This window comes from Treponema sp. OMZ 805 (genome assembly GCF_050937395.1).
Taxonomy (GTDB): domain Bacteria; phylum Spirochaetota; class Spirochaetia; order Treponematales; family Treponemataceae; genus Treponema.
The window spans coordinates 45,018-58,477 of the sequence record NZ_JACCLP010000004.1; the positions used below are offsets into that span (position 1 = coordinate 45,018).

A 13,460-nucleotide genomic window follows, 5' to 3' on the forward strand; every position below is an offset into this window, starting at 1 on the left:
CGCAGTTTTATATATCAAGCAATATCGCGCATAGTTCCTTACTATAAGCGTATTTTTTCGGTATAATAAAAGTACTATGAACGAACATGATTTTTTGAAACTGCAAAATGGAAGCGATATCCGCGGCGTTGCGCTGGAAGGCGTTGACGGCGAACACGTAAATTTAACAACCGAAGTCTGCCGGAACATCGGTACGGCGTTTGCGCTCTGGCTTTCCGCTAAAACAGGACGAGGTACGGAATCGCTGGTAATCGGTATCGGGCGGGACTCCCGGCTTTCCGGTGAAGCGCTTGAAAATGCACTCATCGAAGGGCTTGCGGCGCAGCAGGTTACTATCGTGCGCTGCTCGCTTGCTACCACACCGGCAATGTTTATGGGGACTGTCTTTGATGAGACAAACTTTGACGGCGCAATTATGATTACCGCAAGCCACCTCCCCTTCAACAGGAACGGGTTCAAGTTCTTCGATAAATCCGGCGGACTTGAACGCGCCGACATCACGGAAATTTTACGCAGCGCCGCCGCTCTGGATGCTGCCGCCGCACAACATAATACTACAACTACAGCGCGGCAAAGTTCTGTCGTTTCGCCGGATAGTACCGCTCAACAGACCGCAGAAACTCAGCACCCCAATATCAAAAGTGCCCATGCTCATACCGAAGACAACGGCGCCCCGAAATGCCGGCCATTCGATTTAATTGCGCGGTATTCGGAACACCTGCAAGACGCCATCCGGAAAGGTTTGAACTTCCATGCCGAAAAGCCGCTTGCAAACTTAAAAATCGCGGTCGATGCAGGGAACGGTGCGGGCGGCTTTTTCGCAAAGCAGGTATTAAAAGCACTTGGAGCCGATATCAGCGGCAGCCGCTTCCTTGAACCGGACGGCACCTTTCCCAATCATATTCCCAATCCCGAAAACAAGGCGGCGATGGAAGCGGCAAAAAACGCTACCGTTCAAAGCCATTCCGATTTGGGGCTGATTTTCGACACGGATGTTGACCGCATGTCGGCAGTGCTGTCCGACGGAACGGAAGTCAACCGCGATGCGATCATCGCAATGACGGCGGCAATCCTTGCGCCCGAATACCCGCACAGCACCATCGTTACCGATTCGGTAACTTCCGACCGGCTGACCTTCTTCCTTGAACAGGAGCTAGGACTTATCCATCTGCGGTATATGCGCGGCTACAAAAACGTGATCAACAAATGCCGCGAATTGAATGAACAGGGGATTACCAGCCCGCTGGCGATGGAAACGTCCGGACACGGCGCGCTGAAAGACAATTACTACCTCGATGACGGCGCCTTTCTTGCGGTAAAGCTGGTAACGGCGCTTGCGAACGCAAAATATGCAGGAAAAAATATCGAAAGTCTGATTGAAAAGCTCCCGCCGATGGTAGAAGAAACGGAATTGCGTTTTAAGATACGCGGCGAAGATTTTAAAGAATACGGCACGTCAATCCTACAAGCATTTAAAGAGCGTGCCGAAAAAGCAGGCTTTGAACTGCCGCCATCGTATGAAGGGGTGCGTATTTCGTTTAAAAGCGCGGAAGCACAGGGCTGGATGCTGCTCCGTTTGTCCCTGCACGACCCCGTTATGCCGCTGAACATCGAAAGCACCCGAAAAGGCGATCTCGTAAAGTTGAAAGACATCGCCCGCACATTACTGGAAGGTTTTGACCGACTCGATATAAGCGCGCTGGAGTAAGTAAAGCTCGAAGAAAGGGAGGAATGCGCAGGGAAACGAAACGGTAGATACGTCAACCATGATGGTGTCCATGGCAATTTCGACCTAATTGTTTCTCTCCGCTTTTATGGTATCTCTACCAAAAGCGCATGCGTTTTTTTATCCCGCTGATGAAGCCTCACCGACTCTTCCGGCAGGATAAGCAGCGTTCCCGATACGGCAGTGTTTAACACAGATTCTTTGTACGCATGGCCGGTAATAAACATAAAGCCTTTTTCCGAACAGACATATCTGCCGATAGTCTGCGGATCCGGCTTGATGATATCCGAACATATACGCACCGGTATACCGGTTGTATCCGCGGCAGCCGCTGTGCTCCTTGCCGTATCTGCGCTTTTGCTGTCAGTATGGTGCGTTTCTTTCCGTGTGCCGTATAAAAAGCTTAAACTCGCCCGCTCTTTTCCCAAATGTGAAGCGTCTGAAAGACGGAGAAGATTTTCAGGTGAATCGTGCGTTTCAAAAGTAAAATGACACCATTTATGAAAAGCTATCGGAGTTTTTGCTGTTCCGGTTTGCAGAACTCGATTTGGAAAACAGCATGTCCCCTGATGAGGACACGGTGCAGATAGAGAAAAACCGGACTCTAAAAACTGCGTCCGTAACAGGCTCAAAAATTCACCGGCAAGCGGTATCCCCGGTTCAATAAAAAGAACCGAACCGAAGGGCTTGAGATAATGCATAACAGTACGGTGCGTTTTTTCGGCTTGCTCATCAAGGGAAAGCGGGGTATTCCAAAATATCTCATTGAACATATTTGCTTCCGTTACCAGCGATACTTTTTCGGATAATACCGTACCGAATGCTCCGCACACTTTTTTAATCGTCCACGGACTTTCTCCGTTGCCGTTTGTTTTACCGGTGTATGCACAGAGCGCTAAAAAAAGCTCTTCACCGAAGCTGAGCGCTTTATTGGAAATATCCACGCAATACCATGTCAGCCGTTTTTTCCGCAGCTCCGGTTTTGCAATCCATAAAGCACAGACAAAAGTAAGCGGCCCCGAACCAAAGTCTGCCACATAATCGCGATCATCAAGCCGGATATCAAGATTCTGCAGAAGCTTCGTAAGCCGCACTAAATTCCACCAGACATAATAGTGCGCGTATGCCGACAGCTTTACCGGATCATTTAAATAGTGCGTCTTTCTACTGCTTCGTTCGTCCGTCAGCTCATGGAAGAGCGTATGAATGTGCTGCGGTAACAGTTGTTTCTTTTTTGCATCAAGCGACAAAACCTGATCCAACAACATAGGAAAATGCTCTAAGATATTTTTTGCTTCTGATGTCAGTTCGGAAAAAACCGGCTTTCCGAAGATATAAGGCGTACCGCTTTGCTTTTTGCGATGTTGCTCATTTTTTCGGTTAGAATTCCGTCTGGAAGGTTGCTGATATTGTGTTTTTTCTTTTGATTGCTGATTCCGGCGATTTTCTTCTGTCTGAATCTGATTGGCTTTATCTTGTGTACGAGATGAAGATTGCTTTTTAACGAATTTTTCGTAGAACGGTTTTTGCATACTCATTGTTGTTATAGTATAGAAGAAATAAGCTTGTTTTGCAAACGGCGGCACTTTTATACTGGAATCAACAATCCTGATACAGAGCGTTGCCGGAATGGCGGGTATTAAACCCTCGCTAAACCTCTTTTAAAATAGAAAATGCAGCGCCAAAGGCGCTGCATTTTCTTTAGAACACATCAAGGCGGAGACCGACCGATATACGCGGAAGCACACTCTTTATTACTGAGGCTGAACCGCTGACATCAGTTGGGATAAACCAAAGCTGACCTTCCGTATACACAGCAAAGCTTCTAAAATACTTGACTTTCTTTTTAGGCAATTTAACACGGGGGAACTCTATCTGCGCAAGCATAGCTGCAAGAACTTGCGCTGTCCCTTTCTGTGTTTTAGTAAACACTGAAAAGTCTGCCCCTAAAGCGCCGGTCATATATAACCACGCCCAATCAGGTCCTGCAAAAGATTCAAAAGGCAGTTCAAATACGTTTGCAAGAATCTTCATACTGACGACATGGCCACCGTACCGCATCTTTTTGCCCTTAAAGAATAGATCCCATTGCGATGGCAAGAATTGCCCGTAATGAAGTTGTAATTTCACATTGCTGCCGAAGAAGCTTAACCCAACTCCGGTGTTCCACAATGTAGCGCCCCAGAACCCGACATCAAAATGCAACCCTTGTACGACCTTTGGTATGCCATAAAGGTACTTATCACCCTTTCGTAAAGATAAAGCAACGTTAGTAACTGCAACATTATCGGTTGCTAATCCTGCATACGTCAAAGATTGATTATACGTTCCGCCTTCATCCGGAGTAAGCAAGGTAACAACAGGAGCAGTCTTATCAATACTTACAACCATACGGCAAACAGCAGTTTCATTATTCGCCATTCGGGCACGCACGAGCAAGAAATGTTCACCTTCTGCCATATCTCCGGTTTCAAGCCGATATTTCCAGTTAGCTTTCGAACCGAGGGGGATAAATGTTCTACCATTATTAAAACTAAGCTCTACTGCAACTAATTTTTTTGCAGCAAGCGCTTCGCGAACACCGACTGCCGTAGATTTATCCTTGAGTAACAGCTCCTCTTCTTCGGAAAGAGTGTATCCTGCCTTGCCTTTCAAATACGGCCGATCAACGGCAAAATCACCCATCGCAAAATTATCAATCGTAATCCACGGACCGGTAGCCTTATAAACTATCGAATGTACGGCAGAAGTTTCCGGTTTATTTTTTACGATTTCCGCTTTAACTGATATTTTATGCTCTCCTTCGGTCATACCTTCAGGCGTTATTCTAAAATTAAAATAACCGGTCGGAGAAATAGTGGCAGTATCGCGTTCCGCACCATCGATATATAAAGTAGCGGATTCAGGGAAAATCGTACTGGAGATCTTTCCATATATATTAAACTCGCCTACCAATGTTTCTCCCATAAGCGGAGCGAGAAGTTCGATCTTTCCTTTATCATTACTGCGATCAATAACAAAGTTGCGGGCAATATTGGTGACATTTCCTGCTTCATCCGAACCGACAATTTCGAGGTTATAAGATCCTTCAGGAAGATCTGCAACATTGATATTTTGGGAGACGACAAGCTTCGGCTCCAGTACCGTATTTGCAAGCTTTGCCGGTACCGATTGCCCTTGTAATCCTTTGATATGAACAACGACTTCTTTTAAAGCGATTTCGTCATATACCTGCCCTGACACAAAAAGGTCATTATCGTACTTTCCGCCCGGGATTGGGTATTCAAACTTGAGCTCCGGCGCCGTATTATCAATGTTTACCAAAGTAGAGGTTCGAGATTCTTCGCCGTACTGGTCTATAGCTTTTATGAACACTACATGAGTACCATCGGCAATCACAGCGGTATTAAAATCGTAGTGCCAGTTTTCGCCTCCTTCTGCCTTAGAATACGTATTCCCATTGTCAAGCGACACCTCAATTGACTTGATGCCGTTTTTATCGGCTGCAGTTCCTTTGATAGAAATAATATCTTTTACTACGGATGTACTTGCAGGTGATTGAACCGCAAGTGACGGAGGCTCAAGAGAAACCCGAACCTTCCGCTTAAATACATTGCTCTTAACGCCGTAAATATCTTCGGCATAGATCGAAATAGTGTGTTCATTATCCGTGAAATCGGTTAAAGCAAGCGGAACCGTAAAGGTATTCTTTACTTCAAGAGATTTTATTGCACCGTTGTCAATCTGATAAAAGACTTTTGAAACGCCGTCATCATCATTTATAATGCCGGAAAGAACAAAATCTTTTACCACAACAGCATCTTCTTCCGGCAAGTGGACTTCAATAATCGGCTTATCCGCCTCAGTGTCTATTTCAAAAGGATAGTCATTATATGTCGAGACATTCCCCGCTTTATCTGTAAATCGGAATAGCATTCCTTTACCGATCGGTGCGGATGCCGTACCGATGATTCTATGGGGAAGCGGAGAAATTTCCATCGGCTCCCATGGCTGGTTGGAACCTTCCGGTTTATACTCGACTTTTTCAAGCACAGCATAATTATCCGGTTTAAAGGCCACCAAAATAGAACCGTTCACCTTATCTCCTTCACGAGGGAGGATAAGCGACACCTTCGGTCCCTGTGCGTTTTTATAGAAGGTTCGATACGCAGAGCTTTTCTGTCCAAGCACATCGACTGCATGTACGCCCACGACGATAACTCCGTCAGGATAATTTCCCAGCGCAATTTGCTGAGAGAACTTAGCGGAAGGAAGCGGTTGGGCTTCGGAATCGCCGACCGTGTATGTTATCGACTGTAATGTGGAAATATCGGAAATTGTACCGGCTAATTCCAGCGATTCCTTTATAAATCGCGGTTCTTCGGCAAGCGCAAGGTTAATAACCGGAGCAGTTTTGTCAATCAGAACATTAATACCTGAAGAGGTAAAGGTACGACCTTCCGTATCGGTAACAGTAATTCGTACATTTTTATATAGTCCTTCTTCAGTGATTGCGAGAGTAATGATATGACCTGAAAAAGATAACTCGCAAGGTATCGTAGAACCGGCTAATTCGACGGAAGCAATTTCCGCCCCACCTGCGGGGCGATACACACCCGTTAGAATATTGTTATCAGATAAAATAAAAGTTCCATCAGAAGATTTATTCCCTTCCGCCCATGTAAAAGCTTCTTCTTCCGCCGTTGCTTGAGAGTCTATTAAAATAGTTTGAGCAATCGCTCTGCCATATACATCGGAAGCTTGTACCGCAACAGGTACCACCTTGCCGGTGAATGAAGAATCAATCGGAATACGGATAAGCGTATTTGCAGCCCCTTTCTTAATAGAAACGGAACTTTCAGCATTATCCGCGATAGCATACGAAACAGAATCGAGTCCCGCCCCTGCACTGACATTTATTGTAACAGAAGTCCGGCTATTAGGCGCTACCGACTGTACAACACCGGAGGAACCCTCAAGTCCGATAACGGGCTTGGTACCTAGTACCGAGAAAGATACGGTTTCGGTATTACCTTTTACACCTTGCGGATTAACGGCATAAGCCGAAACCGTATGCGTCCCGCTCGTTATATCGGTAATAGGCACACCGAAAGCGCTCATGTTGACAGGCACGGTGATTTCCTCACCTCGATCAATTCTATAGCGTATCTCGGAAACACCGGAAGCGCTTTCAATTGAACCTGCAAGATACATACTATTATCGATAACGGCATTGGCAACCGGCTGTACTATTGTAAGACGCGGAGCATCCGCCGATTTATCAATAGTAATTGTCCGCATTACCTTCGTAATATTACCGGCAATATCTTCGGCGGTAATTTCAATTGTCTCGGTTTTATTTGAAAGACCGCTCACATCAAATTCTTTGACCCAATAAGGATTCCCTTTAACCAGTTCAAAATCCCCTGTTTGGTTTCCCATTCGCCATGACAAAGACTTGAGATTTACCGAATCGTTTGCAAATCCTGCTATTCCAAAAACGCTGCTCACTATTTCTGAGGGGGCAGGATAAAAGAAATCAACCACGGGAGGCGTATTATCGATAAAGAATAAGAACGTAGAAATCCCTTCGGCTCCTAATTTATCAATAGCCTTAAACCAACATACGGTCGGACCCTCAGGCATTTTCTGTGTATCAATGTCAAGTTTAAAGGAAAAGCCGTCCGCTTTTTTATCATATTTAAGAGAAAGCGGTGTATAGGTCTGCCCTGCGTCAAACGAATAAAACAGCTTACTCACGCCGTTTCCATCCCGTACGATTCCTCCTAATACCTGTTTACCGGAAATTAAAGCGCCGTCATCCATACTTGTTATGAGAGTTTCAGGCGTATGCAAATTCAAGTTAAACGCAACCGAAACACCATCGCTCTTTAATCCGTTAATGTCGGTACCCCATGCAGTAATACGGTGTACACCTTCTTGCAAATCAGCTGTATTAAAAGTTTGAGTCCAAAACTGCTTGCCTTTTGCACGAATAGGCTCATTGTCATCCAACGCTACTTCGATAAAATCAATACCGTCATCATCAAAACATGTCCCGGAGGCACTAAAAGTACCCGTGATATTCATATTTTTGAAGGGGTTTGTAATAGACACAACCGGCTGATCGGAGCGGGGATCAATATATATATTAAAGGGTCCTGACTCTCCGATATTACCCGCCGAATCTTCAGCCGTAACAAGTACATTATACTTACCCGGCTTTTTTTCAGTGAGATCAAAAGATTCGTCCCAGCTTTCGGGATTTTCAACAGTACGGGTTTCTACTTTACCGCCTGCAGACAAAAATGCGGCCATAGAGAGACACATACAGAGACACAGTAGTAGCTTTTTCATAGAAGCTCCTTATTATAAAATTATAAAATAAATAGGCTCTCGCATAATACGGAAGCTTTTTCCGGCAAACCTGTAGAAAGTACCGGCACGCTACAACTTTATAGTATTTTAGATTAAGAAGAAGGGCAGTATGATAAGAACACCCTCCTAGGGTATCGATACAATATACCGAAAACTTGAGTATATCAAGACCGGGACAATGCAAAAATATTTGAGCATCTCTAAAAACTCGGTTAGTTTCTTAGAGGTTCCCATTAAACGGAGACAACTTTTTTTACATCAGGATAGGATTCTTTTAATTGAGCTTCGATGCCGGACTTTAACGTCATCAAAGCCATTGGGCAAGAACCGCAAGCCCCTTTTAATCGGACGGAAACGACACCATCATCAGACATTGAGACAAATTCCACATCGCCCCCGTCAGCCTGCAAATGAGGACGAATAACGCCTAAAGCTTCCTGAATTTGTTCGACTGTAGTCATATTTTCTCCTTTGTTGCGCTCGCAGAATGCGCTTATCATATTATATAATAGAAATCTTTATAGAGTAAACATCTCTAAAACATCCGATTGTTAAAAGAGTCCTAATACGCTATAACCGTATCTAGCGGCAATAGTTACAGATTAAGCAGCTTTTATACTATAAGTGCGGTTAATAGTTAATAAGAGAAGCAATCTATCGTAAAAGCTGCGCGGGCGAGCGTTAAGAAATAGCTACGGCAGCCTTCATCCTTATCCTATAATCACAAGCGAGTTCACTTAGCAGCTCATCATGGGTGATAATGACAACGGTTTTTCCCGCCTGTGCCAGCGCATCAACCCACTGTGCCATACTCAAAAGACCTTCGCCGTCCATGCCGCTGGTCGGCTCATCGAACACAAAGAGCTGTGCTTCCGAGCAATACGCCGCGGCAATTACCACCCGCTGCTTTTCTCCGCCGGAGAGCGATGCAGGATGCCGGTTCCGTACCGCCTGCAAGCGGAACAGCTCAAGCGCTTCTTCTGCCCGGTTCTTTATGTTTTGAGACGGTTTCCACCCCAACAGCAGCTCATTGATGACGCTGTCGGAGTACAGCTGATAATCGGTATCCTGCATCACAAAATAGCTCATTCGCCGCCGCTGTGCACACGAGAGCTTCTGTCCGTTCAGGGTAATACTACCGTTTTGTTGCCGCAGGAGTCCGCACAGTACCTTGCACAGGGTAGTTTTACCGGCGCCGTTTTCTCCGGTCAGTGCAGTAACACTCCCCTGCGGAAACGTAAGACTGATATTCCGTATACCGCATTCCATTGTCCGTCCGGAACCGTCTCTACCAAGACATCCCCATCCAACATCTCGTCTGTTCCGGTACAGATACGTTACATTCGACACACATAAAGCAGCTCGCGATACATCCGGCTCTATTTTTGCCGCTTCCGGTAATTTTACAGCCGGATCCGGTGTTGACGTTTCTACTGCTGCGGCTCTTTTCGGTGTTTCTTTTAGTGCGGCGCTTTCAGGTTGTCCTATCGCTTCCGTTGTACGAATGTGATTTGTTCGCAAAGATAACTCCGCCATACCGGGATAGCGAAATCCGAATTGCCGTAGCTCACCTTCCTGCAAACGGCAAAACTCATCTGCTGTCCACCGGTGTGCAGCCCTGCCGTTTTCGATATGCAAAAATGAGTCTGCAATTCCTAAAAATGTGTGCAGCCGGTGCTCACTGATGATAATCGTTGTTCCCCGCTTTTTAATCTCCGCCAAAAGACCGGTAAGAATTTCAATACCATCCGAATCCAAATTGGAAATAGGCTCATCCAAAATCAGGATTTGAGGCGATAAAATGAGCGCTGCTGCAATCGCTACCCGTTGTTTTTGCCCTGCCGATAGGGTATCAACGGTTCGGCATAACAGCGGCTCTATGTTAAGAAGTACAGCCGCTTCTCGTACCTTTTCTTCCACGTACATCGGCTCCATGCCGATATTTTCTGCGGAAAACGCAATTTCATCCTGCACACTGTTCATAAAAAATTGACTGCGCGGGTCTTGAAACACAACCCCGAATGTTTGCACTCGCTGCTCAGGCGGCATAGACGCAGGTTCTCTCCCGGCAACCAGCACCGAACCATGCAGTGTTCCCTCGTAAAATGCCGGAGCTAAACCGTTGATCAGCCTCAACACAGTACTTTTCCCCGCCCCTGATCTTCCGCACAAAATAACGCATTCCCCGTCCCGTATATCAAAGGACATTCCCTCAATGCAAGCATCCTGCCGATTCCCTGCCGCAAGCTCCGCTTCCCCATAACAAAACGATACATCACAAAACGTAATCATAGACATCGCAACCGTATTTTACACAATGACAATGAGAACCATTGCGGTACCGTATAGTCCAACCGTAAGGTAGTTGTAGACAGACAGCGGAGCGGCATACATGCTGCTTCGTTTTTGAGGAGCGTCCAAACCGCGCAGTTCCGCCGTTGCACCCAATTCTGCCGACAGCTTTAAACAGCGAACGGTAAACGGAACAAAAAAACTTTCATACACAACAACCGGATGACGGACATAATCATGCCAATGCGGAAACAAGCTCCGTGCTTTGATTCCCTCTCGAATCGATGCCATCTCTTTTCGCAGTACCGGAAAAAAGCGCATCATCATACAGAGCATAATCGTCACGGACTTAGGAATATGCAGGCTTTGCCAGCTTGCCATCAGCCTGCTCGGATTGCTTTTTACAATGGCGGCAGCGAACATCACGAGCGGAATTGATCGGGCAAGGGTATGCAGGATCACATAGAGCAGCGCTGTATGCGGCGCACAGATCCGGGCAAGTACTTGGAGAATAGTATAGAAAAAGCACAAACGCCCTGCCGTCCGCCCCTCCTTCACCTGCAGCAGATAACAGCCTGCCAGCAGGCACAGGCAATGCATTTGTCCAATCCGCTCGTAGAAAAACCAAACAGACGTGGCGCACAGCATAACAACAAGGTGTGTTCGAGGGTCGAGATTCCGCACTGACTTTACGCTAACTTTGCTTTTTTAATATGTTTTTTGAAAAACAGCATACCGATCCAAAATCCTGCGGCCGCAAGCGCCGCCGAAATCAAACCGATAAGCAGCATCATATCGAGCGAACCGTAAAAACGAATCAACACCTGTTTCCCTTCTTCGGTATATGAATCTCCTAAGCTCTTCAAATACCGCTCCTTAAAAAAGAACAGCGGAATTGAACTGCCCCATGCGTACAGCGTCCAATATACCACATAGCCGATACCGTTCCGCACCGGATTTTTGTAGGTATTATTACCAAGCATCAAAAGCTCGCAGATGAGACCTACTACAAGCATCACTGCAGAAAACCATGCCGAGCCGAATGCAGCCATCATCAATCCGCAAAAAATTGCCGTTACAAGGAATGTTCCGTGTTTCGCCGTTTTGTTTGACATAACAATGTAGAGCGGTGCGCAGAAAAAAGCCATCACGCCGACGTAAAAAAGGTAATCGAGTGCGGGCGTTGCCGCTATTGTCATCACCATCTTAACGATAACCATAATCACCAGCATCGCGATATTAAAAATCGAAAGTGTGATAATATCCTTTAACCGCAGCCGTGCTGAACCGTCTGTTTTTACTTCCATATTAGTTCCTCCTCTTGAGTTAACATCTGCTAACTCAAGAGAATACTATAGCGGCAATGAACAGCTGTTTTCCACTCCATTCAGTCAAAACCTATCCGAAAAGCCGTGAAAATTGGCCAGGCAAACGCATCAGGCTGTTTTTTTAATATCCCCGCAGAAAGATTGAGACTATTCGACCAGAGTTGAACCTCTTTGCGGTTCAAATGGTCTCACAGTCTCAATTTTTCCGCGATTTATATCTATTCTGCCTGATGCGTTTACCCCTTTGATGGAAAAATGTGCGAAATTTTATGCAAAATTTCGCACAGAAGAGAGGCTTGAGGATAGACCTTCCGTTAGCCTTTTGAAATAGATGGTACAGATGCTAGGAGTGCACAAAAAACACCCGCAGGCACGACAAAGAATGAACATCCGTGTACATTCTTTGTCTGCGAGTTCGCAGTGCGAACTCGATTCCGTTTGAAACCACTGCCATCCTTGGCAGTTTTGATACGTCGAGGATTTTCAAAAGCGGCACGGATGCCGCCGGTATTAGACAGACGCGATGTTTTGACGTAAGGCAAAACTCGCAGTCAAAAATGTACAAGGATGTACATTTTTGACGTTGCGTTAGGGATTGCAGCGATAGCCTTTTTGCTGCCGAAAGAAGTCAAATGCAGTTTTCGACGTGAGGAGAAACACTGCTGAAATGATACAAACGCAGCAAAAAGCTATAAGCGTAAAGCCCGACGGGAACCGGAACGCCCAAAATAATTATCCATTACAAATTATCAATTATAAATTATTCCGGCGGTATTCCCGCGGAGAACATCCGAATGTATTCTTAAAAGCGGAAGAAAACTTATTTGGATTTTCGTATCCGATTAGGGAGGCGATTTCCGTAATCGATTTTTCCGTAGTGTGTAATAGCTGCGCCGCTTTTTGCATTTTGTATTCTTTTTGAAAAGCATAGATCGGTTTTCCGTATACCGCCTTAAAACAGTCTTTCATTACCGTTAAACCGATGCCGTATTTTTGCGACAAATCTTTTAACCGCGGATTTTCGCTCCAGTGTTCCGTAATATCAGCTTTAATCGCTTTTATCTTTTTTATATATACTCCTGAAAAACAGGTATGTGCCGCAGACTGCTTTTGCGGTTTATAGTGCTGCAATAAAAACAACAGCTCTAAAACTTTCAGCCGCAGGTAGCCGTTTGTTGTATCAGAGGGAAAGCGGCAATCTTGGGATGCTTCATATAATTCATTGAATATACGGAGCAGCATTGGCGGTGTTTTAATAACTGCGCATTTATTGTCGGGACAATAGTTTTGCAGTAGTGCCGCTAGGTCAATGGATATGCCTTCGATAGTATTCTGAAAAACCATACCTGTCTTTTTGACATCGATAATGATTGTACAGCCGGTGTAATATCCTAACGGGAAATAAGGCTTTTCGGTTTGAGCTTCCAAAACACCGATGGCAAAATCACCTTCACCGATATATGTAAAATAACCGCTTTTATATTCGCATTCAAACCTGCCTGATTTGCAATAGGCTATTTCCAGAATATTCGGTACCGGCTCTTTTCGGTAATCACATGAGGCTGCTTCAAAAGTTGTAAGTGCATAATCAATCCCCGGAAATAAATGAAAGGTTTTCATACGCCCGTTCGGTGTATCGCAGTTGATAGCATATTCCGTTATCAAATTGGTATTAGATATAATAGCGGCGCGTGTCCCGTGCCATTCGGTTGCGTGTACACAAGAGTTCATATTAG

General features: G+C 45.5%; 8 protein-coding genes. 1 reads left to right on the forward strand and 7 read right to left on the reverse strand.

Annotated elements, in window-relative coordinates:
* The first annotated feature begins 76 nt into the window (after positions 1–76).
* Positions 77–1,708: a phosphomannomutase/phosphoglucomutase gene (locus HGH47_RS04645; protein WP_432910682.1), complete on the forward strand. Its 1,632-nt coding sequence runs from the start codon at positions 77–79 to the stop codon at positions 1,706–1,708.
* A gap of 104 nt (positions 1,709–1,812) precedes the next feature.
* On the opposite strand, the gene HGH47_RS04650 is transcribed toward HGH47_RS04645, so the two are convergent.
* From HGH47_RS04650 to HGH47_RS04680, 7 genes are all read right to left on the reverse strand, one after another.
* Complete coding sequence (locus tag HGH47_RS04650; protein WP_432910685.1) at positions 1,813–3,258, reverse strand: small ribosomal subunit Rsm22 family protein; 1,446 nt, start codon at positions 3,256–3,258, stop codon at positions 1,813–1,815.
* 169 nt (positions 3,259–3,427) lie between these two features.
* Positions 3,428–8,083: an Ig-like domain-containing protein gene (locus HGH47_RS04655; protein WP_432910688.1), complete on the reverse strand. Its 4,656-nt coding sequence runs from the start codon at positions 8,081–8,083 to the stop codon at positions 3,428–3,430.
* Positions 8,084–8,337: 254 nt separating this feature from the next.
* Positions 8,338–8,565 (reverse strand): NifU family protein, encoded by a 228-nt coding sequence (locus HGH47_RS04660; protein ID WP_432910691.1) that lies wholly within the window; start codon positions 8,563–8,565, stop codon positions 8,338–8,340.
* Positions 8,566–8,785: 220 nt separating this feature from the next.
* Complete coding sequence (locus HGH47_RS04665) at positions 8,786–10,396, reverse strand: ABC transporter ATP-binding protein (protein ID WP_432910694.1); 1,611 nt, start codon at positions 10,394–10,396, stop codon at positions 8,786–8,788.
* An 18-nt stretch (positions 10,397–10,414) separates the two neighbouring features.
* Entirely contained in the window at positions 10,415–11,080 is a 666-nt protein-coding gene (locus HGH47_RS04670) for an energy-coupling factor transporter transmembrane component T family protein (protein WP_212565868.1), read from the reverse strand.
* Positions 11,081–11,085: 5 nt separating this feature from the next.
* On the reverse strand, positions 11,086–11,703 hold the full coding sequence (locus HGH47_RS04675) for an MptD family putative ECF transporter S component (RefSeq protein ID WP_212565867.1): 618 nt from the start codon (positions 11,701–11,703) through the stop codon (positions 11,086–11,088).
* A gap of 774 nt (positions 11,704–12,477) precedes the next feature.
* Positions 12,478–13,455 carry a helix-turn-helix domain-containing protein gene (locus HGH47_RS04680; RefSeq protein WP_212565866.1) on the reverse strand — a complete coding sequence of 326 codons (978 nt, stop codon included), beginning with the start codon at positions 13,453–13,455 and terminating at the stop codon, positions 12,478–12,480.
* Between the last annotated feature and the right edge of the window lie 5 nt (positions 13,456–13,460).

Excerpts from the sequence above, each read along its gene's own strand:
- HGH47_RS04650 (WP_432910685.1), bottom strand. The coding sequence starts at position 3,258 with ATGCAAAAACCGTTCTACGAAAAATTCGTTAAAAAGCAATCTTCATCT.
- HGH47_RS04655 (WP_432910688.1), bottom strand. The coding sequence starts at position 8,083 with ATGAAAAAGCTACTACTGTGTCTCTGTATGTGTCTCTCTATGGCCGCA.
- HGH47_RS04675 (WP_212565867.1), bottom strand. The coding sequence starts at position 11,703 with ATGGAAGTAAAAACAGACGGTTCAGCACGGCTGCGGTTAAAGGATATT.
- HGH47_RS04645 (WP_432910682.1), top strand. The coding sequence starts at position 77 with ATGAACGAACATGATTTTTTGAAACTGCAAAATGGAAGCGATATCCGC.
- HGH47_RS04665 (WP_432910694.1), bottom strand. The coding sequence starts at position 10,396 with ATGATTACGTTTTGTGATGTATCGTTTTGTTATGGGGAAGCGGAGCTT.
- HGH47_RS04680 (WP_212565866.1), bottom strand. The coding sequence starts at position 13,455 with ATGAACTCTTGTGTACACGCAACCGAATGGCACGGGACACGCGCCGCT.
- HGH47_RS04660 (WP_432910691.1), bottom strand. The coding sequence starts at position 8,565 with ATGACTACAGTCGAACAAATTCAGGAAGCTTTAGGCGTTATTCGTCCT.